We start from the raw sequence: 21,677 nt of genomic DNA, 5'->3' as shown, positions 1-21,677 counted from the left end.
TTAGTCCTTATTTACTTTCATATCGCGTATCATTACACGCTCTCTAGCCGTTACATACGCACTCCAATCACTCACATCTTCATCGTGCATATGAACTATCTTAGCCGTCTTTTCATCTATAGCTTGAAAATATATAGCGATGTTTCGTTTTGGAAATATTGGCATTAAAATCCGCCCATAATAAATTTTATCTACTTCAAATTTAGGCTCATCTAAACCAATATATTCAAAATTTATACTTGCTATCTTTGTGCTATTTTCGAGAGATAGGTATTGCTTTTGATTATTTTTAACATAATCACTTAGTTCATCTACTTTCCTATGAAGTTCGATAAGAAGCGTGAGTATCACCTGGTCACTTTCCTTTGTCTCGCCACGCGATTTAGCACGTTTTAGCCACGCACCAAGCGGATCTTCTTCATTTAATGTTAGCATATTAAACTCACGTATAAACTCAGCGTTACCATTATCAATCTCATAATCAAGCTCTAAAGAAGCTGGTATCAGCCTAACTGCACTCATAAAACGCTCCATAAAACAAAAATAAAAAAGGCAATTCCCAAATAACCATTAAGTGTAAAAAACGCCCTGTCTATCTTACTAAAATCACGCCTAACGATGCGGTGCTCCATAAAAAGTATCACGCTACTTATAAATATTCCAAAAAACGCCATAAATCCAAGCTCTGCTGCCCACGCAAAAAGTAGCCAAAATATCGTGGCGATAGCATGAAAAAGGGCTGAGATAAAAAGCGTCGCCTTATCACCATAAACAGACGGTATGCTAAATAGTCCCATTTTTTTATCAAATTCAATATCTTGAAGCGAGTAAAGCAAGTCAAATCCTCCCACCCAAAACATCACACCAAGACATAGCAAAACGCTCCAAAGTGGAATTTCAGCACTTACAGCAACCGCTCCAGCGATAGGTGCAAGTCCTAACGACAGACCAAGCACAAGGTGAGCTAGAGAACTAAAACGCTTAAACAATGAGTAGCCACTCAAAATAAACAGTATCGGAAAGCTCAGCCAAAACGCAAGTAAATTTATCAAATAGGCACAAAATATAAAACCAACTGCGTTAAAAACGATAAATAAAATAAGGTTACCACTGCCTATACGTCCATCTACACTTGGGCGGTTTGCAGTGCGTGGATTTAATCTATCTATATCATCATCGCAGTAGCGATTAAAGGCCATCGCAAAAGAGCGAGCAAACACCGCACACAATGCACCTAAAATAAACAATTTAAAACCAAACCAAGCTGAGCCATTTTCACGCCAACTAGCCACAACCATCGCTACAAATATAAACGGTAAGGCAAAAATCGAGTGCTTAAAAACGATGAGTTCGCCAATGTCTTTTAGCTTTTTTATAAATTCCTGCATATCTTATCCATTTGTGATTTTAATCATTTTACAATCTTTTGCTTTAAATTTAAATTTATATTGTTATAATGGCTAAATTTTAAACCAAAAAGGATAAAAATGAGCCAAATAATCGTAATAGGTGGCGGTATAAGTGGGCTATTTACCGCTTATGAGTTAGCTGCTAGCGGTGCTGACGTGGCAGTCATTGACACAAACACAGATGAGAGTCAGACTTGCGGATTGTTAAGTGCCTTTAACACTTTGCCATTAGCTCACGAAGGTGTGATAAGTAGCTCATTTATGGGGCTTTTTTCATCCCCTTGTGAACTTAGCATAATACCAAATGTGAGTGAAAGCTTTAGGACATGGATGGCTAAATTTAGTCTCAGTATAAGCAGTGAGCGTATTAAAAAGTCGCAAATTTTATTTGAGAAATTTGGCAAAAAGAGCTTAGAAACATATAATAAACTAGCACAAAAGTATCCTGAGATATCTGTAAAAACAGATGGGCATCTGCTAGTTTTTAGCGATGAGCAAAGCTTTAAAAAACATCTTGAATGCACTAAAATCGCTGATAAAACGCAAGAAGTTCTAGACATAACAAATGCTAAAGAAAATCTTGGGCTAATCAGCCAAAACATAAAAGGCATAATAAATTTAAAACGCAACGGACAGCTAAATACACATGAGCTTATAACAGCCTTAAAAATGGAGCTTAATGGATATGGCATTGAGTTTATAAATGATGAGATTGTATCTTTTAAAACAAATGGAGCAAATATAAAAAAGGCTATAGGTAGAAATGGCGAATACGAAGCAAACACCTTTATCCTAGCAACAGGCATAAATACAGATCTAGCAACCTCTTTAGGCACAAAGCTTAATCAAATCCCAGCTAAGTTTTACACCATTGACATCAAGCTAGATACGCGACAAATCCCAGCAAAACCGGTCGTACTTAAAGATAAATTTATAAAAATAGAGCCTACAAACGATGGTATAAGAATCATCTCAAATTTACAAATTGGTACTATAAACACGCTCGTGCAGATGGATAAGATAAATACTTATCTAAACACGCTTAAGCCATTTTGTGAGACTTCCGTGCTACGTGAGCCAAGATATATGGCAAATTTCATAGCTATTACACCAAATGATATGCCGCTCATCGGTCGTGATAAAACATATAAAAATTTAGTATTTTCTATGGGACATGGGTGGTTAGGGCTTAGCTTTGCACCAGCTTGTGCGAGAATATTAAGTGAACTTGTAATGCAAGATCTCACAAACGCTGAGGTTGATGAACTACTACTTTTTAGTGGGTTTTATCAAGGATAAAGGACGGATTTTAATGTTCTGTGAGTTTGCAATCATAGGCACAACAGCAAGCGGCAAGTCAGCCCTAGCTCTACGTATCGCCCAAGAATTTGGTGGCGTAGTGCTAAGCCTTGACTCACTCGCACTTTACAAGCTCATAGACATAGCAAGTGCCAAACCAAGCCGTGTGGAGCTAGAAAGCGTAAAGCATTTTGGTATAGATGAAATTTATCCAGATGAAAATTTTAGCGTTGGGATGTTTTTTGAAATTTATAAACGTGCCTACGCATACGCTAAAAATTTGGCATGTCCACTCATCATCACAGGCGGTAGTGGTTTTTACTTGCGTTCATTGCTTAATGGACTTACACCTGATGTGCCAAAGTGTGAAATAAATTTAAGCAATGCTGAAATTTATGACATTGTTTTATCACACGATCCTGAGTATGCTTATAAATTTAGTCAAAACGATAGCTACAGACTTGAAAAATGGTATCAAATTTATAAATTTAGTGGATCTACTCCAAGCCGTTGGTTAAAAAAAAATACGCAAGAACCACTTATAAAAAATCTTAAAATATTTGAAATTTTATGGGATGTTAACGAGATAAGGGAGCGTATAAAGAAGCGGACAGATGAGATGTTTGAGTCTGGACTACTTGATGAAGCTAAGTTTTTATTTAAGCGATACGACAAGTCGCTAAACGCGATGAGGTCTATCGGGCTTAAAGAGTGCGGTGAGTTTTTACGTGGAGAGATTTGTAAAAATGGCACTGATTTAAATGAGCTAAAATCTCTCATCGCTACGCACACTTGCCAACTAGCTAAACGCCAACGCACATTTAACCGCTCTCAGTTTAGTGATAAATTTATAGGCTCACTAAGCGAGTGTGAAAATGCCGTGAGAGCGTTCATATCTGCTTTGTAGATTTTTAAAATTTTACTTGCTTGTTTAATGAATATATTTACGCACTACTTTAAGTTTTTTATTGAGATACAAAAGTTTAATTTTAAACTTTTGACTTTGTAACGTTTTTTAAAACTTACTTAATAAAGAGTTGTATTCATTGCTTCGTTACAAACTAACAACTATATTTTTACTTCATACTATACGCTTTTAGCTACTAATAGTTTAAAATATTCATAGATTATTAAAAATTAGAACGTTAAATTTTGAACACAAACTATCAATCAAGTAGTTTAAGCCGTTGCTCACATATTGCTTTATATGGGCTTACGAAATTTGACCTCACACACTCACTTAAATGTTCTTTGGCAAGATCTAAACGTTTTAGACGTATATAAATGTCAGCTATCAGCCCAAGTGATCGAAGACGATCTTCTGGTTTTAGACGCATATTTAGGACGTATTTCATCTCATCAAGGGCTTCATTTACACTATCTATCTTAAGTAATGCCGTTGCGTAGAGTATATTTAGCTTTGGAGAAAATGTATCGATCTTGACACGAGTTTGCAATTCTAAAGCCTTTTTAGCGTAGGTACTTGTGTTAGCAAAATCATTTTTAGTATAAGCATATTCGCTTAAAGCGTTATAGGCTTCTATGATCTTAAAGTCACGTCCGCGTAGTTGTTCTATCGCACTTAACGTTGCGATAGCTTCGCTAAAACGATCAAGCTTAAGCAATGAATAAAATCTATCAAAAAGTACTGGCGTTGGGTCGCTATGCTCGACACTAGCTCCCAGCGAAAGTGCGTCATTTGCAGCATTTATAGTCGCTATGTAGTCTCGTTGCTGATATAAAATTTTACTTAAATTTACCAGCCACTCGACGCGATCTTCGAGATTTTCATCCTTTAAGTGAGCTTTTGCTAGTTCAAGAGCCGCGTCATATCGTGCTGTACGAAAATAGCAGTTAAATAGCTTAAACTGTGGTAAAGCGGGCTTATTAACATCATAATGTTCGAGCAAATTTATAACGATCTGACAGTCATCAGCACGAAAGCCCTCATTTGCAAGTTCAAAAGCAGCACTATTTAAGTAACTCATCGCTTCGCTAATATTTAGATCTTTTACGCGGTCGGTATAATCAAGTACTTTGCGGTATTTTCTCTCTTTTAAATTTAACTCCATTTCGCTCACAAGTGCCTTTTTACCGATATCTGCATTGCCATATTTTTCCATTAATGCAACATAATGCTCGTGAAGCTTGGTTGAATTGCTCTCATCAAGCTCAAAAAATAGTGCATCCATAGCCGAGTCAACCTCAGCGATATATTCGCCGTATTTATACTCGCTTTCATAGCGTTTTAGATACTCATAGGCTCTATTTGTATCCTTTAACTTGGCTAAATTTATACCGATATTTTTCAGTGCTGATTCATAAAATTCGTTACGTTTATCGCTATTATTAACAACTATCTCATAAATTTTAGCCGCGACATCGTACATATTTTGTGTGGTAAATAACGAAGCTAGATTCATCGCTCTTGCGGTGTCATTCATTAAATATTTTTCATTTGCGTTTAAAATTTTAAGCAAAAATATTCGTGCTTCGTCAAATTTTGCTTTATCGATATTTGCTCCTACTAAAGCTAATGCTGCACGCGATGCAACACTGACATCATCGCTAGAGTAAAGCACATCTTCATAAATTTTTACCGCCTCTTTGATCTTGCCATTTTTATAGCTAAAATCAGCATAGTCAAGCTGGGCAATCTTGCTAAATTTAGAGCTAGGATATTCACTTAAAAGTATATCTAGCATATATTTTGCATCACTTTGTATGCTCTCTTTTAAGTAGGCTCGGATTATTATAGATACGACCTCTGGATAGTTTTCATCAGATGGGAATTTACGTATCCACACCCTACCCTCGCTTGAAACATCATTTGGCGTAATCTCTTCAAAACTCTCCATTTGAGTAAAAATTTGATCTAATGCTCTAAGTCGGTAAAGTAAAAATTCACTAGCAAATATACTCTGTGGATGCCGTGAAATCGCTATTTGAGTATCATTAACTACTGATGGATACATTCCACGATCGTAAGCTTGTTTTATATTTATATACAAATCAATATCATTGCTGTCCATCCCTTCAATAGGTGAATGGTTTAGATCTAAAGCCCCAATGCTAGGATAAAGCATATCAAAAAACTCAGGTGCAAAATTTAATCCACTTGGTCTTTTAACATCAAATTCTGGTAAATTTTGATCTATCACTATACTAAAATGTTTTGATATAGTCCCACTTGAGCGATAAACGCTTTTAGAGTTATAAAGCTCAACCGGGATATTTAATATCCGCGAGTAAGCCTTTGGCATAATAATGATGAAAAGCTTACCATCTTGTTTTTTGTATTTTATATCCATAAGCGGGAGTATAGTATCATCTATATGTGGTAAAGCACCATCATCTAGCATACAAACGTATCGCTTTGTATCATAAGCTAAAATTTGTTCTACACACTCAAACTCATTATCATCACTTAGATGCAACACGCTATATGGTTTATTGTTTTCTATACCACTATTTAAGCTTAAATTAAAAGCTAATAAAAAAATCGGTAAAAATAGGATAAATAACGCCTTTTTCATATTGGTATTATAACCAACTTTTAGCCATTTTTAAATTCAAAATCCAGATGCATGGACAAAATAACCAATATACTCAATCAAAACACCGCCAAATAAAAATGCAAACATAGTCCCAACTACAGCAAAACCGACAATAACTTTAAGTGCCATCGAGACATTTGCTGTATATAGACTTTTATCCGTTACAATAGGTTCTTTTAAAAACATAAAAACAATGAGTTTTGTATAGTAATATATCGCAATGGCAGAGTTTATCATCACAATGATCGCAAGGATGATAAAGCCTGAGCTTATAAGTGAGTTAAGCAACAGCATCTTGCCCCAAAATACGCTAAATGGCGGAATGCCAGCCAATGCTATCATAAATATCGCCATTATGACTGCGTAACTTGGTAAAAATTTAACAATACCAGCAAATTTCTCATATGGATGTTTAAATCGCTTATCAAAGCAGACTATATCATCGCACCTTGCAACCCAAAGCATAGAAAACGCCCCTAAATTTGCAAAAACAAACATTATCCAGTAAAAAAATAGTGCGATATTTGCATTACTATCGCCCACCACAAGGGCACAAAGCACGACACCAGCGTGAGCAATTGAACTAAATGCTAACATTCGCTTAACATCTCTTTGCACTAGTGCCATTATGTTTGCAATACTCATTGTAGCGACCGCAACTATATAAAGTATGTCTTGCACCCACGCAAGTCCCGAGCTACTAAGCATCTCAAAAAATCGCATAGCCACGATAAATCCAGCGACCTTTGGCACGATCGACATATATCCAGCAAGTGGTGCATTTGAACCCTCATAAACGTCCGGCACCCAAGTGTGAAAAGGTATAAGCGAAAGCTTAAAGCCGATCGCAGATGCGATAAAAACGCATCCAAACAAGACGATGATATTATCGGATAAATTTAAATTTGCTATCGTTGCCCCAATGTAGGCTATGTCTATAGAGCCACAAACCAGATAAAACATCGCCATACCAAATGAGAAAAATCCAGCCGAGAGCGATCCCATCGTAAAATATTTAAGTGCTGCCTCCACACTTTTGACTTTGTTATGTAGTGCGATGATAGTATAAAGTGCAAGTGAGCTAGTCTCAAGTCCGATGAAAATGACGAGCAAGTTATTTGAACTCACCATAAACTCAAATCCAGCCAACATAAACAAAAATAGTGCGTAATACTCGGCGATCTTATACTCAAAATACTCTTTTGAGCTAAGTGCAAGTGGTATAAAAAGCGATGAGGCAAGAAGTATGATAAGTTGCGAAATAATAGCTATGCCATCTATTAAAAGCATATCAAAAAAGCTACTGCTAAGTCCATTAAAATCGAGCACCAAGCCAACATTGATCGATATAGCAATGATACAAAATACCGAATAAAATCTCCGCGAAAGATCTTTTTTTGCCACTCCAACACAAAGGATAAATAGTGCAAAAACGATGAGCGAAAGCATAGGAGAGATAGATGCAAATGAGAGCTGTTTTAAGTTTAAAATAGTTAATTCATTCATCTTTTTGCCCTTGATTTAAGTTTGAAAGTATATTTTTAGTCTCTATTCCAACTGCACGCTTTTGCATTAAATTTATTATATTTTCTACACCATTTTCGATAGGCTTTAAAGCTAAATTTGGACAAATTCCAAGTGCAATGATAAGCAAACAAAGTGGCACGATAGACAAAACTTCTTTTAAATTTAGATCATTTAGAGCTAAGTTTTTTTCATTTTTACACTCACCAAAAAATACTCGCATATAAAGACTAAGCATATAAATAGCTCCAACTATAATACCAACTCCACCAAAAAATGCAAAAATTTTGCTAAATTTAAAGACACCAATTAGACTTAAAAACTCGCCCACAAAGCCAATAGTAAGTGGCAAACCAATAGAGCCTAGCATAACGATGGCAAATATAAGAGCATATCTAGGCATAACTTGTGAAAGCCCACCAAACTCGCCGATGAGTTTCGTGTGACATCTATCATATATCATACCAACGAGTAAAAATAATGCACCACTAACGATACCATGGCTAATCATAAAAAATACTGAGCCACTTATGCCTATCAAATTTAGTGAAAATATCCCAAGCACTACGACACCCATATGAGATATCGAGCTATACGCAATGACTTGCTTCATGTCATCTTGTGCGAATGCGACAAGTGCAGTATAAATAACCATAATAACCGCTAAAATACAGATAAAATTTGTTAGATACAAACTTGCATCAGGGAAAAGCGGTAACGAAAAACGTACAAAGCCGTAAGTACCCATTTTAAGCAGAACCGCAGCAAGCAATACCGAGCCTATAGTCGGAGCTTGTCCGTGTGCGTAAGGCAACCACGTGTGAAATGGAAACATCGGCGTTTTAACTGCAAATGCAAATGCAAATGCTAAAAATAGCCAAATTTGAGTATTAAATTCTAAAGGCAATTTATACCAATCAATCAAACTAAAGCTTAATGCACCAGTTGCTTTAAAATGTAGATACGCCATAAATATAAGCCCAACAAGCATAAAAACTGAGCCAAAAAACGTATATATAAAAAATTTAATCGCCGCATAAATTCGTCTTCCACTACCCCAAGCACCGATGATATAGAGCATAGGAAGTAGACTAAGCTCCCAAAACATATAAAATACTACCGCGTCCAAACTAGCAAAAACACTCATCATCGTCATCTCTAAAAATAAAACACTAATGATTAAATTTTTTAAATTTTGTTCTGCCTGCACAGTCACGATAGCGATAAAACTCATAAATGCACTCATCGCAATCAAAAGTGCCGATACACCATCGACGCCTACAATATAGTTTACGCCGATATTTGGTATAATTCTTATCTGATATAAAAACGAAAACGGTATATCAAAATCAATTCCAAAACATAGCACAATAGCTAAAATAAGCTCTATAAAAGCGATCATCGCACCATAAAGTTTAATACTATTTTGCTCTATCAAAAAGCCAAGTATAGCACCAATAGCTGGAAAAAATATCAAAAGTGTAAGCATCAGCGAACCCCTTTAAGCAAAAATATCAAGCCTAAAAGTATCGCAAATCCCACGACCATAAGCCGTAACATCATCGAAAGATCTCCACTTTGCATTTTGTTTGTTTTTAAGGCGATAAAATTTAACATAGTTGCTATACTATCAACGCTCCTATCGACAATAAGCTCATCAATTTTTTTGCAAATTTGAGCTAATCTCACGTAATTTTTTATAATAAACTTATAATAAATTTGTGGGATAAAATAGTTATTTATTAAAATTTTATAAATTTTAAGGTTTTCAATCCTCTCACTAAAAATTCCTTTTTTATAAGCAAATATCGCAAATGCCGTAGAGAGCGTAATAAACAAAAGTGTAGCAGCAATTAAAACAATCTCTGTCGTATGCGAAAGATGATCGTCTACCTTAGGCAAAACCATAGATGTCATATTGTAAAATCCGCCCCAAAACCAACCAGCCACGATAGCAAAAAATGCCAAAATACTCATAGCATAAAGCATAAATAGCTTTGCTTCGTGCGGATGATGAACGAATTTACTCTTACCAAAAAATACAAGCATAATAAGTCTAAAACTATAAAACGCTGTCATAATTGCACCCATAAAAAGCATAGCATAAATCACAAAATGACTTTGCAAAAAAGCAAATTCTAAAATTTTATCTTTTGAATAAAATCCAGCAAATGGGTAAAATCCAGCCAAAGCAACCGAGCCTATCATCATCAAAATGGCTGTCGGCTTCATAAATTTATAAAGTCCGCCCATTTTTTTGATATCTAGTTCATCATTCATTGCATGCATGACATTTCCAGCTCCCAAAAATAGCAACGACTTGAAAAATGCATGTGTAAAAAGGTGAAATAATGCAACAATATAAGCTCCTAGCCCAGCTGCAACAAACATATAACCAAGCTGAGAAAGTGTGGAATAGGCGATGATCTTTTTTAGATCAGTATGGACTAAAGCAATCGATGCAGCAAAAATCGCGACAAATGCACCCAGATACGAGATAAAAAGTGAAATATCTGGCGTTAGTGAAAATATCGCATTTGCACGGATCACTAGATAAACTCCAGCTGTTACCATTGTCGCTGCGTGTATTAAAGCAGAAACAGGTGTTGGACCCTCCATCGCGTTTGCAAGCCAAGTATGAAACGGAAACTGAGCACTTTTGCCCATCGCACCGATAAATAAAAATATAGCGATAAAATTTAGTGAAGTTTGGCTAACAGTGCTAACGGAGCTAAAAATTTCATTAAATTTAAGCGTATTAAACTCAGAAAATATCCAAAAAATTCCTATCAACATACCAAGATCGGCTATACGATTCATTATAAAAGCTTCGTTGGCTGCAACATTTGCACTAAATTTTTTATACCAAAAACCGATAAGTAGCCACGAGCTAAGTCCGACACCCTCCCAGCCGATAAAAAGCCCAACAAAATTGTCACTCATAACCAAAAACATCATACAAAATACAAAAAGTCCAAGATAGCTAAAGTAGCGATTATACCCACTATCTTTACTCATATATCCGACCGAATAGATATGTACTACGCTCGAAACGACGCTTACAACGCACATCATAACAGCACTCACAGCATCGATAGTGAAGCTAAAATTTATATCAAGATCACCTAAACTTATAAAATTTTTTAAGTTTAGATCCATTACCACGCCATCAAAAACTATGCACGTTAACATCACCGATGAGATCATACTAAGCACAATAAGAGCCGAGCAGATCACTCCAAGCACTAAATTTTTACGACTATGCGAAAATGCTCCAGCAATGACAAAACTCAAAAGCGGTGAAAAAAGCGATATTACAAGTAGCTCCATCTTAGCCTCTCATATTTATCATTGAGCTAAGCTCAACTGAGCTAGTTTTTTTATACCAAAGTACAAGTAGCCCAAGCCCAACAGCCACTTCACTTGCTGCAATCGCTATAATGAAAAACGCCACGATCTGCCCTGTGATATCATTTTGAAATTTTGATATCGCCGCTAATGCGACGTTGGCGGAATTTAGTAAAATTTCACTTGAGAAAAAGAGCATTATAAGGTTATTTCGCTTCATAATGCCAACAAGACCTATCACAAACATAAGTGCAGCGACTATCAGATAGTGATTTAACGTTATCATATTATCTCCTGCATATCAGTGCTTATCGCGTCCATATCTTTATGCACTAAAACGATACCAGCAACCATAGCCACAAGTAACATCACAGCCGTCATCTCAAAAACAAGTAGGTATTTGCTAAATAGCATAAGTCCGATAAGCTCAATATTGCCTAAATTTTGTATATCTAGCTCATTTGAGAGATCTTTTCCAATGATAGGAGCACAAAACACAACTACTAAAATCAAAGCTATAAACGTGCTAAGCGTATAAATCAGACGTTTTGCACTCGCACTTTTAGCATCATCTACATCTTTGCTAACATCAAAAAACATAATCGAAAATGCATAAAGCACCATAACTGCACCTGTGTAGACAATGATCTGCACGACACCTAAAAACTCCGCCCCAAGCAAGAAAAATAGAGCTGAGATAAATATCATACCGCCTGATAAGGCACTCATAGCATAAAGGATATTTTTACTAAATACACTAAACGCAAAACAAGCAATACTAAGTGTGCTAAAAAGATAAAATGCGACCACTTCAAACATCACTTTGCTCCTTTGTATCGTCTGTGTTTAAATTTATATGGGCATTTGGCGTTTTTTGCACCATCTCATCTGCATTTTGTGGTAGTGAACCAAACCCGTCAAACTCACGTTGCATTTTTAAGCTCTCATTGCTTGTCAAAAAATCACTCTTCATACCAAAATGTGCCCTTTGCTCACTGGCAAACTCATAATCTTTACCATGAGTTATCGCAAGCTCTGGACATACATCCGCACAAAATCCGCAATAAACACATCTACCTAAATTTATAGAGTATTCATTAACGACTTTGCGACCATCAACTCCAAGTGAAGTTTGCATAGATATGCAGTTACTAACACAAATTTTCTCACACAGCCCACAACCGATACACCGCTCACTCTCGCTTTCGATGAATCTCATCAGTGTATGCACTCCGCGGTAACGCGATGAGAGCTGCATCTTTTGCATAGGATATTTTAGTGTATGAGAAGGTGCAAAAAGCATCTGTTTTAGCACCACCAAAAGTCCGACAAAAAGCTCGGCTTTAAAGCTTCGTGAAATAAAACGTCTAAATTTATCAATTTTAGTGATATTTAAAGGACGAGTATCAAGCAAAATATATCTTTTATCCATTTTTCATCCTAAATTCCTAAATCAACACAATGCCCGTAATAACGACATTTGCAAGTGCGAGTGGCAATAAAATTTTCCAACAAAGCGACATAAGCTGATCTGGTCTTAAATGAGGCCAAGCAGCACGTGTCCAAAGAAAAAAGAAAAACACAAAACTCGACTTAATCAAGATCATTATGCCTCCATGCAAAAACCAAAATTGGTTAAAACCACCCAAAAATACAAGTGTGATGATAATGCTATATGTGATCATATTTGCATATTCACCGATGAAAAACATGCCCCAACGCATACCACTATACTCCGTGCCATAACCAGCAACAAGCTCTGTTTCATTCTCAGTCAAACAAAATGGCGTTCTATTACACTCTACAAAACTAGCAATCAAAAATAACACAAATGCAAGTGGCTGCTTAAATGCAAACCACGTAAATACGCTACTTTGATAGTTATTTATGTCAATGAGTGAAAGTGAGCCTACTATCATAACAACGCTTAAAAGTGCTATACCAGAAACAACCTCAAAACTTACAAGTGCCATTACTGCACGTGCGGCACTAATGAGTGCGTATTTATTATAACTAGCAAGTCCAGCCATAAATGGCGAAAAGACACACACCGCTGTAACTCCCATAATGTAAAGCACTCCGACATTTATATCAGCAAGTATCGGTCGTATCGTGCGACCAAATAGCTCAAACTCAGGTAGAAATGGCACAGGTGCAAGTGCTGCAAACGCCGCTATAGCCGAGATAAGCGGTGCGATAAGAAATATAAATTTATTTGCATTTATGGGGACGATATCCTCTTTTGTAAATAGTTTTATCATATCCGCAACTATCTGTAAGATCCCCGCAGGACCAACCATATCAGGGCCAATACGTCGTTGCATATAGGCTAAGACTTTACGCTCAGCGTATGTTCCAAGTCCTGCTAGTGATGCCATAACAGTGAGTATAACGGTAGCTTTTAGCAATGTCTCTATGATAAAAAATAGCGTATCACTCATCTATGTCCGCCTTTTGTATCTTTTGTATCTGCACGTTTGTAAAACGCGATCCATTAAACACTTCATCAGTTAAAATTTTATCATCAAAATCCCCAAGATATGCCCATTCGCCACTTATCTCAGCATCAAGTTTAACCGATATAGCAAGGCTTATATCGCCATTTTTTACGATAACCACTTCATCTTTGCAAAGCTCAAATTTATCCATAAATTCGCCACTTGCATATAATGCACTCACGCCACCTAAAAGCCTTGTGTGATTTACCATTTTAGATGGTAATGCAATAGGGTTTGCCCTATAAATTTGAATAGTTTGCGTATCATTTTGATTTTTTGTTTTAGTGTTTAAATTTATATCAAAATTTAGCATATCGCTGATCTTATCGCCATTTACAAACTTTAAATTTTCTAGCTCATATCCGCGATGTGAAACTCCACCATTATCGTAAAAATTACTAAGTTTATCAAACTCAACTGCCTTAAAACCCTTATCTCGCGGTAATTTTGGCGTATACTCTATCGTATAGTGTGCATTTAGTTCGAGCACATTTGCAAGATCGTTTAAAAAGTAGCCATTATGTGATAATGCTGCATTAGTCGGCACTACGACTTTATTTATGCTTACAAATGTCCCCTCTTGTTGATTTAACGCACCTGCGTCGATATCGCCACCAAAAATACTAAATTTAAAGTCGCCTTGCTCGTTATATCCGAGCGTTTTACCGCTATTTGGCTCGTTTAAAACACTAGAGTGCGAAAGTGTGCAAATTTTAGCCACACCAAGCGAGTTGGTGCGTGGTGGTATCAAAATAAGCCTAAATTTTGTATATTTTTGCACTAGTCCGACTAATCTTGCTAACTGTGCCCAACGTAAAGAGGCGTAAAAGTCAGCCCCTATTATGAGCGTTAAATTTTGTTTGTACTCGCTTAATACATCAAATCTCGCTTCATCAAGCCCAAGCTCTTTTGCAAATACACTTTTAAAATTTTCATCATTTTGAACTTTGCTTAAATTTTCTAAATCCTGATCGTTTTGTAAGCTATTATCAGCTATGTCTTGGTTATTTTTATATCTAAATTTATCCAGCTTATTTTTTAACTCATTTGGTAAATTTTCACCAAATTTTTGTAACAAAAATAGCAAAATTTGCTCTTCCTGTCCTACTTTATGCGTAATAGTGTCAAAATTTTTAGAGTATTTTGACACGACTTTATCGCCAAGTGGGTGAAAATAAAATCCACTAGCCTTATTTATCGTAAGAGCGTTATTTATCTTATAGCTTGTGTTCGGACTATCGTGGCGTAAAAATGTCCCTGCAACTACGATAAAATCAGCCTTAGCAATATTTTCATAATTACCATTATAAAGGGTTTCGCCACTAAATTTGCTAAATTCGTCTAAAAATTTCTGATAAGCCAAAGCTTCATCATTTATCAAGTTAAGATCAAATTTTTTACGCAAAAGTTCAAGTATAAAAGCCTCTTCGTTTGTAATAAAGCTGTTAAATTTTATATTTTTTATCTCGCCATTTTTGATTTTATTAACAATTTCATTAAATTTTGTCTCATTTTTTGTTGCATTCTCATTATGAAAGTCAAATCCATAACGTGTCGCAGTACTAATCTCACCAAAGTTAAAGTCATTACTAACGCGGTAAATTCGCTCACTCCTATCACTTATACCTTTTGGCTTTACTTCATAAAAAATAAGTTCACAATCACTAAAATGCGGATTAGAGGCTGGGATTTTACGCAGTTCCCACGCATTTGAAGTATATTTAAAGTCACTAGAAACTAACGCTCCTACCGGACAAACACTAGTGCATTCACCACAAAATGAGCACTCAAGCATCTCGCCAACACTTGGAGCGATAAGGCTCTTTTGAAATTTACTCCAAACAGCAAAAGCATCCTTTGGCATACGCTCTTTTAACTCTTTTGGTACTTGATCGCCACCACGTGGTATCGTCTTTAACGCACTTTCGCCGATCTTATCTTTACAAATCGTAATACACCTTTCACAAACTATACAAAGCGATGGATCATAGCTTATAAGCCCCCAGTTTTTTACCGGCTTATGAGTATCTTTGATTGTATAGTTTTGAGAATTTACACGCATTTTTGCGGTAAAATTTTGTAGCTCACACTCACCGCTTTTATCGCAAACTCCGCATTGAAGCGGATGATTTATACAGTAAGTTTGCATTATTACTTCACGCTCACGCTCTATCTCATCAGTGTGCGTGATGACGCTCATCCCATCTTTTACTTTTGCATTACAGCTATATACTCGTTTGCCATCAGCCTCGACCATACAAAGACGACAAGCAAGAGTGGGCGAACAGCCACTAAGATAGCAAAGGGCGGGGATAAATATCCCCTCTCGTCGTGCGATATTTAGGATATATTCGCCTTCATTTGCGTGGCAAATTTTACCATCTATGCTAATCTGCATTGACTTTACTCACCTTTACAAGCTTGAAATTATAGCCATCTAAGCTACTTACACTAGCTAAGGCAACCGTGCCTTTTAGATTTGTATCAAGCCTAAATTTGCGTTTTAATTTAAAATTTAAAGCATCTAGCTCCACACAATCACCATCTTTAAGCTTTGCAACAATGCTAAACTGCACTCCACCAACTAGCTCATCATAAACTTGCCCCAAATAAGTATAAATGACGCTTCCATCAAAGCTCATCGGCTCAATTAGCTTACTTAGTTTGCCATCTGTTTTTACCGATATAGCGTCGCTGCCGACCATAATGACATTTAAGCTCAAATTTGTCTTTAATAAATTTAAAAACTCAAATATCAGCTTGTTATCAGGATGAGTGATAAAGCTATCATCTATGATAATATTTTTAACATCTTTTAGCCACTCACTAAGCTCTTCAAATTCCTCTTCGCCCACATTACACTCGCCACTTAAATAACCATCATCCAAAGCATGGAAATACTCATCATTTAGATCTAAAGTATATTTGCAAAGCAAAGCAAGAACGTAATTTATAGAGCCGATTTCACAGCGGATCAAATTCTCACTACCAAAGACTGGATCTTGTAAGCAAGAGATGTATTTAAAGTCATTTTTAAGTACATTTTTAGCCATTTTCATATCAGTAAGACTTAGAAAATTTGCAAGGCTTAACGTCTTACCTAGTATGAATTTATCAAATATCATGATTATACCTTTTTTATTATTATCGTCCAATCAACTTGGTTAAATTTAAGCGAGTTCATAAGCTCGCATTCGCTTTCCTTTACTAAATTTATAGCACTCTCAACTGCACTAAAATCGCCTATCTCAAACAAAAACACTACTACTTCGTCGCGATAAGAGTGGTCTATCTCTTGTTTCATTTTAACTAAAAATTCGCCCTTTAAATGACGTAAATCCACTCGTCTCATCGATCGATCTCACCTAAGATGATATTTGTGCTACCAATGATAGTAGCGACATCCGCGATATACTGCCCTACTAACATCTCTTCATATATCGCACAATGATAAAAGCTTGGAGTGCGAATTTTGAGCCGATATGGGCTAGCTTCGCCTATTGAGTTTATATAAATTCCAAGCTCTCCTTTTGGCGACTCGGTAGCAAAATACACCTCTCCACACGGTGGACGAATGCCTTGTGTAACTAGCACAAAATGTTGCATAAGTGAGTAGTTTTGACTCATTATCTGCTCTTTTGATGCACTCACATAATCAGGTGCATTGGCTAAGATTTGCGGTTCACTATCTCTATAAAGCCTTTCGCACTGGTATAAAATTTTCACACATTCACGCATCTCACGCATATAAAGCACGTATCTGGCATAGCAATCCCCCTGTATTGCATAAGGCACATCAAACTCAAGTTCATCATATATCAGATATGGTTGCTCTTTTCTAATATCCCATTTCACGCCACTAGCACGTAGCATTATGCCAGAACATCCACTGCTAAGAGCTAACTCTTGTGAGATGATGCCGACATTTTCAAGTCGCATCTTCCAAATTCTATTTTCGCTCAAAAGCGACTCATACATATCTATATCGCTTGGAAATTTGTCGCAAAATTTTATCAAATTTTCACACCAGCCACTTGGCAGATCAAGTGGCATACCGCCGATACGAACGCTTGAGTGTGTCAGTCTAGCACCACAATACTCTTCTATAAGATCAAGCACATACTCACGCTCTCTAAATGCATACAAAAACACACTCATTGCACCGACATCAAGGGCGTGAGTGGCTAGAAAAAGCAGGTGTGAACTTATGCGGTTTAGTTCTAATAACATCACACGAATAATCTGTGCTCTACGTGGCACATCGATACCGCAAAGCTTCTCAACTGCTCCGCAAAATGCGTAGTTGTTTGCTGTAGCAGCGATATAATCAATGCGGTCAGTAACTGGTATAAACTCCTGATAGGTCATATTTTCAGCCATCTTTTCAACACCTCGGTGCATAAAGCCAACCTCTGGCATAGCCCTAACCACACGTTCACCATCAAGCTCGAGTACTAGTTTTAGCTGTCCGTGGGCACTTGGGTGTTGCGGTCCAAAATTTAGTATCATCTTGCCGTCATTTTGCTCGAATTCGATATTTTCAAAAAATGGCTTTAATCTATTTGGTGCCTGGCTCACGGACGCTCCTTTAATATCTCATTTGCATCGCGTTTTGCACGTTTGACAAATTTTATGCCACCACTCTCTTGATACTCTTGCAAACTTTTCTCATCTTTTGGCATCTCGCCAAGTGAAACTTCATGGTAAATGCGTGAAAAGTTAAATGTATCCTTTGGCTCGATATATGCTGGATCACGGTTTTCTGCACCGATCTCATCACGTCTTTCATATCCAAAAATTTTATCTACCTCATACCACGCCGCGGCTTCATCGCCTACGAGCGGATAACTCTTTAAAAGCGGGTGTGAAAACCAATCATCAGGCATTATAAGGCGTTTTAAATTTGGATGATCTTTTATCAAAACACCACTCATATCATACATCTCACGCTCTGCCCAGTTTGCACTTTTATAAATTTCACACACACTTTTTAGCATTTCACGTTGTAAAACAAAACATTTTAATCGCATTCGGCGATTGTGAGTTATACTTAAAAGCTGGTAAAATATCTCATATCCACCACGATCTGCGATGAGATCGATCGCCCCTACTTCATTTAATTGTTCATATCCAAACTCTTTTAACGCCTTTAATGTTTTAAAATTATCATTGGAATTTACAAATACAATAAGTTGATCAAGCTCGATGTAACTATCCATAACATTTATATCTGAATTTTTAAGCACTTCAAGTTCATCTTTAAAACTACTCTCACTAGCTGGTAGTCTTTGTGTCTGCTTTGCAACGTCAAATTTGTTATAATAATACTGCTTTTTAGACGCGTCTGTGCGGTTTATAAATTTTCTCATACATTAAGCCTTTTTGGCTCACGCGACCTAAATGCACTCTGACGACGGATCTTTTTTTGTAGTATCATCAGTGCATATTGTAGCGTCTCTGGACGCGGAGCACAGCCTGGTAGATAGATATCAACAGGCACGATACGATCGACACCTTGTACGACAGCGTAAGTATTAAACATACCGCCGGTATTTGCACAACTCCCCATTGAAATAACCCATTTGGGCTCAGGCATCTGATCATATAAGCGACGTGTGAATTCAGCATGTTTTTTTGAAAGCGTTCCAGCTATTATCATCACTTCGCTATGACGCGGAGAGGCTCTAAATATCGTGCCAAAGCGATCAAAATCATACCTACTAGCACCCGTTGCCATCATCTCTATAGCACAGCACGCAAGCCCATAGCTTAACGCCCAAAGCGAATTTGACCTGCCCCATTGCACGAGCTTATCTACGGTTGTTAAAATAACTGGCAGACCGCCATTTTGTGCATAGTTTATCTGATGCCTTGCCACTCAAATGCCCCCTTACCCCAAGCATATATAAAGCCAATGATTAAAAGTGTTACAAAAAGTATCATCTCTATCAGTCCAAAAATTCCAAGCAATTTAAAATCAACCGCCCAAGGATACATAAAAATCACTTCAACATCAAACAATAAAAATAAAATTGCATATAAAAAATAGTGTATATTTATGCGATTTGGTTGCTTTACTGCCTCTGGACCACACTCATAAATTTGAAGTTTTAATCTCTCTGTATTACGATTAGCCAGTTTTTTACCAATATGTGATGAGAGAAACACTATCAAGCTAAATGAAAAAGTCGCAAGTAATAATATAACAAAAGCCCCAAAATACGGACTTATCGCGTCAGAATGAGACATTAACCTAACCTTTTTTAAACTATATTGTTAATTTTATACAATTTTGTTTTGATTTTACTTTAAATTTAGCCAAATAATATACTGCACTTAAAATTTGTGTAAAAACGAAGCTCTATTCTTTAAGCTTTTCTACAGCATCCTTGCTTGTCGTCTTACGCTCATCGCCATGCAATTCACGTATAATGCCATCTTTTACAAGTATTATACGATCAGCCACATCAAAATATACATCATCATGACTAATGGCAACTATAGTAATGCCTTTATCACGTAACATTGGTAAAATTTCTAAGTAAAAAATACGCTTAAATATCGGATCTTGATCCGCCGCCCATTCATCAAGTACAAGCAAACTCCTGCTCTCAAGTAGAGCAATAAATAATCCAAGACGCTTTCGCTGACCTTGAGAAAGTGAAGTTGTGCTAAGTCTATGATCTAAAATTTTTATCTTTTTATCCATCTCAAGCAGTGCTAAAATCTCATCACTATTTTTTGCCTCAGCCCCCTTTCCATCCGCACCGATAGCCTGAGAAAATAGATAAAAATTTGTAAAAACGGCACTTATGTTTGACTGATAAGATCTGATATTTAAATCATCAATACGCACATCATCTAAATACATCTCGCCACTACTTGGTGGCAAAAGACCACACAATATATTTGAAAATGTGCTTTTACCACTGCCATTTTTACCGATAACAAATACAAGCTCACCGCGATTTATCTGCAAATTTAAATTCCTAATACTAAATTTATCATCCGCATAGCTAAAACTAACATCTTTAAATAAAATTTTACGCCAGTTTTTATCCAAAATATTATCAAATTTAAACCCGTCTTGATACTCAACAATGTTTAAATTCGCTATCTTTTCTAAGCTCACCTTTGCACTAAGTGTAGCAGGAATGGCTGAGACGATGCCGATAAATGAACCACGCAAAAAAAGTATTGCAAGGCTCACGGTTACGGCAGTTTGCAGACTAGCCCACTCAAGACTGACGCATAAAAATAAGCAAATCCCAACTGCTCCAAGGAGCATAATATTTGTAAAATTATCAGAGATGGAGTGGTATATATCAGCTTTTGACATACTTATGCGTTTTCTCTCGCCAATTGCATTTAGCTCATCAAAACAGATCCTTGCTCGATCGCGATTTAAGCTTAGTTCACGATGTCCTTCGACTATATCATTATAACTTTGTTGCAACTCATCATCATCTTTTCTTGAAAGTATGAAATAGTGCCTGATCTTTCTCATCAAAAATGCACCTACTACTAAAACTATACCGATCCAAACAGCTACAAATAAGAATAATTTTAACGATATGTAAAATATATAAAGGCTTGAAGCGACGATAAAAACTGAGCCTTGTATCAGGCTAGGGGCACTCATAAAAGCAAATGATATAGTCTTTATATCTGAGTTTAAACTAGCAATGATCTTTGCACGTGTGGTAGCGTCAAATTTATAATTTGGAGTGTCTAAGATACGCTTTATTAGGCGATAGCGTAGCTCAAAAACTAGCTTATGCCCAAAATTTGTAAGCGTAACATTAGCATAAACTGCCGTTATAAAAAATACAATCAGTATCACTATAAACTGCACAGCAAGAGTAAGGCTAAACTCTTTTGCACCAAGCAAACGATCATTTATAAACGCCAAAACGCCTATACCAAAACCACTAAAGATAATCGTAAGAAGTACTATCTTCGCTATTATAAATTTGCTATCTTTTATGAGAGTTTTTATCATTCTGCCACCTAAAATTTAAAATCTGAGTATATCACACTTA

20 protein-coding genes are annotated in these 21,677 nt (G+C 36.5%); 2 read left to right on the top strand and 18 right to left on the bottom strand.

Annotated features, from left to right (window positions below):
• Both KDE13_RS03735 and mqnP read right to left on the bottom strand, forming a co-directional pair.
• The gene (locus KDE13_RS03735; protein ID WP_212142887.1) at nucleotides 1-522 is read right to left on the bottom strand and encodes a hypothetical protein; all 522 of its coding nucleotides are present in this window, start codon (nucleotides 520-522) and stop codon (nucleotides 1-3) included.
• The gene (mqnP, locus tag KDE13_RS03730; RefSeq protein WP_212142886.1) at nucleotides 519-1,388 is read right to left on the bottom strand and encodes a menaquinone biosynthesis prenyltransferase MqnP; all 870 of its coding nucleotides are present in this window, start codon (nucleotides 1,386-1,388) and stop codon (nucleotides 519-521) included. The genes KDE13_RS03735 and mqnP overlap by 4 nt, the downstream gene beginning before the upstream one ends.
• A 99-nt stretch (nucleotides 1,389-1,487) precedes the next feature.
• On the opposite strand from mqnP, the gene KDE13_RS03725 reads away from it, so the two are divergent.
• Entirely contained in the window at nucleotides 1,488-2,708 is a 1,221-nt protein-coding gene (locus tag KDE13_RS03725) for an NAD(P)/FAD-dependent oxidoreductase (RefSeq protein ID WP_212142885.1), read from the top strand.
• Nucleotides 2,709-2,721: 13 nt separating this feature from the next.
• The gene (gene miaA, locus KDE13_RS03720) at nucleotides 2,722-3,615 is read left to right on the top strand and encodes a tRNA (adenosine(37)-N6)-dimethylallyltransferase MiaA (protein WP_212143046.1); all 894 of its coding nucleotides are present in this window, start codon (nucleotides 2,722-2,724) and stop codon (nucleotides 3,613-3,615) included.
• A gap of 259 nt (nucleotides 3,616-3,874) precedes the next feature.
• Here miaA and KDE13_RS03715 read toward each other — a convergent pair whose 3' ends face one another.
• The 16 genes from KDE13_RS03715 to KDE13_RS03640 all read right to left on the bottom strand — a co-directional run bounded on the left by KDE13_RS03715 (nucleotide 3,875) and on the right by KDE13_RS03640 (nucleotide 21,637).
• A complete protein-coding gene (locus tag KDE13_RS03715) occupies nucleotides 3,875-6,244 on the bottom strand; it encodes a tetratricopeptide repeat protein (RefSeq protein WP_212142884.1) in 2,370 nt (789 codons plus the stop codon).
• Between the two features lie 36 nt (nucleotides 6,245-6,280).
• Entirely contained in the window at nucleotides 6,281-7,771 is a 1,491-nt protein-coding gene (gene nuoN, locus KDE13_RS03710; protein ID WP_212142883.1) for an NADH-quinone oxidoreductase subunit NuoN, read from the bottom strand.
• Nucleotides 7,764-9,278, bottom strand: coding sequence for an NADH-quinone oxidoreductase subunit M (locus KDE13_RS03705; RefSeq protein WP_212142882.1), 1,515 nt, complete (start codon nucleotides 9,276-9,278; stop codon nucleotides 7,764-7,766). The genes nuoN and KDE13_RS03705 overlap by 8 nt, the downstream gene beginning before the upstream one ends.
• Nucleotides 9,278-11,119 (bottom strand): NADH-quinone oxidoreductase subunit L, encoded by a 1,842-nt coding sequence (gene nuoL / locus KDE13_RS03700; protein WP_212142881.1) that lies wholly within the window; start codon nucleotides 11,117-11,119, stop codon nucleotides 9,278-9,280. Before nuoL ends, KDE13_RS03705 begins: the two co-directional genes overlap by 1 nt.
• Before the next feature lies 1 nt (nucleotide 11,120).
• Complete coding sequence (gene nuoK / locus KDE13_RS03695) at nucleotides 11,121-11,423, bottom strand: NADH-quinone oxidoreductase subunit NuoK (protein WP_212140642.1); 303 nt, start codon at nucleotides 11,421-11,423, stop codon at nucleotides 11,121-11,123.
• Entirely contained in the window at nucleotides 11,420-11,956 is a 537-nt protein-coding gene (locus KDE13_RS03690; protein WP_212143045.1) for an NADH-quinone oxidoreductase subunit J, read from the bottom strand. The genes nuoK and KDE13_RS03690 overlap by 4 nt, the downstream gene beginning before the upstream one ends.
• The gene (gene nuoI / locus KDE13_RS03685) at nucleotides 11,949-12,569 is read right to left on the bottom strand and encodes an NADH-quinone oxidoreductase subunit NuoI (protein WP_212142880.1); all 621 of its coding nucleotides are present in this window, start codon (nucleotides 12,567-12,569) and stop codon (nucleotides 11,949-11,951) included. Before nuoI ends, KDE13_RS03690 begins: the two co-directional genes overlap by 8 nt.
• Nucleotides 12,570-12,585: 16 nt before the next feature.
• Nucleotides 12,586-13,578, bottom strand: a complete 993-nt coding sequence (nuoH, locus tag KDE13_RS03680) for an NADH-quinone oxidoreductase subunit NuoH (protein WP_212142879.1) — start codon at nucleotides 13,576-13,578, stop codon at nucleotides 12,586-12,588.
• A complete protein-coding gene (locus KDE13_RS03675; RefSeq protein ID WP_212142878.1) occupies nucleotides 13,571-16,033 on the bottom strand; it encodes an NADH-quinone oxidoreductase subunit G in 2,463 nt (820 codons plus the stop codon). Before KDE13_RS03675 ends, nuoH begins: the two co-directional genes overlap by 8 nt.
• Nucleotides 16,023-16,760: a hypothetical protein gene (locus KDE13_RS03670; RefSeq protein WP_212142877.1), complete on the bottom strand. Its 738-nt coding sequence runs from the start codon at nucleotides 16,758-16,760 to the stop codon at nucleotides 16,023-16,025. Before KDE13_RS03670 ends, KDE13_RS03675 begins: the two co-directional genes overlap by 11 nt.
• Nucleotides 16,761-16,762: 2 nt before the next feature.
• A complete protein-coding gene (locus tag KDE13_RS03665; protein ID WP_212142876.1) occupies nucleotides 16,763-16,987 on the bottom strand; it encodes an NADH-ubiquinone oxidoreductase subunit E family protein in 225 nt (74 codons plus the stop codon).
• Nucleotides 16,984-18,213 carry an NADH dehydrogenase (quinone) subunit D gene (nuoD, locus tag KDE13_RS03660; RefSeq protein WP_212141441.1) on the bottom strand — a complete coding sequence of 410 codons (1,230 nt, stop codon included), beginning with the start codon at nucleotides 18,211-18,213 and terminating at the stop codon, nucleotides 16,984-16,986. The genes KDE13_RS03665 and nuoD overlap by 4 nt, the downstream gene beginning before the upstream one ends.
• Nucleotides 18,210-19,004: an NADH-quinone oxidoreductase subunit C gene (locus tag KDE13_RS03655; RefSeq protein ID WP_212142875.1), complete on the bottom strand. Its 795-nt coding sequence runs from the start codon at nucleotides 19,002-19,004 to the stop codon at nucleotides 18,210-18,212. Before KDE13_RS03655 ends, nuoD begins: the two co-directional genes overlap by 4 nt.
• Nucleotides 19,001-19,513 carry a NuoB/complex I 20 kDa subunit family protein gene (locus KDE13_RS03650; protein ID WP_212140634.1) on the bottom strand — a complete coding sequence of 171 codons (513 nt, stop codon included), beginning with the start codon at nucleotides 19,511-19,513 and terminating at the stop codon, nucleotides 19,001-19,003. Before KDE13_RS03650 ends, KDE13_RS03655 begins: the two co-directional genes overlap by 4 nt.
• The gene (locus KDE13_RS03645; protein ID WP_212141443.1) at nucleotides 19,495-19,884 is read right to left on the bottom strand and encodes an NAD(P)H-quinone oxidoreductase subunit 3; all 390 of its coding nucleotides are present in this window, start codon (nucleotides 19,882-19,884) and stop codon (nucleotides 19,495-19,497) included. Before KDE13_RS03645 ends, KDE13_RS03650 begins: the two co-directional genes overlap by 19 nt.
• A gap of 112 nt (nucleotides 19,885-19,996) precedes the next feature.
• Nucleotides 19,997-21,637, bottom strand: a complete 1,641-nt coding sequence (locus KDE13_RS03640) for a multidrug ABC transporter permease/ATP-binding protein (protein WP_212142874.1) — start codon at nucleotides 21,635-21,637, stop codon at nucleotides 19,997-19,999.
• Nucleotides 21,638-21,677 lie beyond the last annotated feature (40 nt).

Origin of the sequence: Campylobacter anatolicus, from assembly GCF_018145655.1 — a bacterium.
GTDB classification, from domain to species: domain Bacteria; phylum Campylobacterota; class Campylobacteria; order Campylobacterales; family Campylobacteraceae; genus Campylobacter_A; species Campylobacter_A anatolicus.
This window is presented reverse-complemented; position numbering and strand designations above follow the sequence as displayed.

What these genes read in the sequence shown, in the direction of transcription:
- KDE13_RS03675 (WP_212142878.1), bottom strand. Translation starts at nt 16,033, where the DNA reads ATGCAGATTAGCATAGATGGTAAAATTTGCCACGCAAATGAAGGCGAA.
- nuoN (WP_212142883.1), bottom strand. Translation starts at nt 7,771, where the DNA reads ATGAATGAATTAACTATTTTAAACTTAAAACAGCTCTCATTTGCATCT.
- KDE13_RS03640 (WP_212142874.1), bottom strand. Translation starts at nt 21,637, where the DNA reads ATGATAAAAACTCTCATAAAAGATAGCAAATTTATAATAGCGAAGATA.
- KDE13_RS03715 (WP_212142884.1), bottom strand. Translation starts at nt 6,244, where the DNA reads ATGAAAAAGGCGTTATTTATCCTATTTTTACCGATTTTTTTATTAGCT.
- KDE13_RS03725 (WP_212142885.1), top strand. Translation starts at nt 1,488, where the DNA reads ATGAGCCAAATAATCGTAATAGGTGGCGGTATAAGTGGGCTATTTACC.
- nuoL (WP_212142881.1), bottom strand. Translation starts at nt 11,119, where the DNA reads ATGGAGCTACTTGTAATATCGCTTTTTTCACCGCTTTTGAGTTTTGTC.
- KDE13_RS03690 (WP_212143045.1), bottom strand. Translation starts at nt 11,956, where the DNA reads ATGTTTGAAGTGGTCGCATTTTATCTTTTTAGCACACTTAGTATTGCT.
- KDE13_RS03655 (WP_212142875.1), bottom strand. Translation starts at nt 19,004, where the DNA reads ATGAGAAAATTTATAAACCGCACAGACGCGTCTAAAAAGCAGTATTAT.
- nuoI (WP_212142880.1), bottom strand. Translation starts at nt 12,569, where the DNA reads ATGGATAAAAGATATATTTTGCTTGATACTCGTCCTTTAAATATCACT.
- miaA (WP_212143046.1), top strand. Translation starts at nt 2,722, where the DNA reads ATGTTCTGTGAGTTTGCAATCATAGGCACAACAGCAAGCGGCAAGTCA.
- KDE13_RS03670 (WP_212142877.1), bottom strand. Translation starts at nt 16,760, where the DNA reads ATGATATTTGATAAATTCATACTAGGTAAGACGTTAAGCCTTGCAAAT.
- nuoK (WP_212140642.1), bottom strand. Translation starts at nt 11,423, where the DNA reads ATGATAACGTTAAATCACTATCTGATAGTCGCTGCACTTATGTTTGTG.
- KDE13_RS03645 (WP_212141443.1), bottom strand. Translation starts at nt 19,884, where the DNA reads ATGTCTCATTCTGACGCGATAAGTCCGTATTTTGGGGCTTTTGTTATA.
- KDE13_RS03665 (WP_212142876.1), bottom strand. Translation starts at nt 16,987, where the DNA reads ATGAGACGAGTGGATTTACGTCATTTAAAGGGCGAATTTTTAGTTAAA.
- nuoH (WP_212142879.1), bottom strand. Translation starts at nt 13,578, where the DNA reads ATGAGTGATACGCTATTTTTTATCATAGAGACATTGCTAAAAGCTACC.
- KDE13_RS03705 (WP_212142882.1), bottom strand. Translation starts at nt 9,278, where the DNA reads ATGCTTACACTTTTGATATTTTTTCCAGCTATTGGTGCTATACTTGGC.
- mqnP (WP_212142886.1), bottom strand. Translation starts at nt 1,388, where the DNA reads ATGCAGGAATTTATAAAAAAGCTAAAAGACATTGGCGAACTCATCGTT.
- KDE13_RS03735 (WP_212142887.1), bottom strand. Translation starts at nt 522, where the DNA reads ATGAGTGCAGTTAGGCTGATACCAGCTTCTTTAGAGCTTGATTATGAG.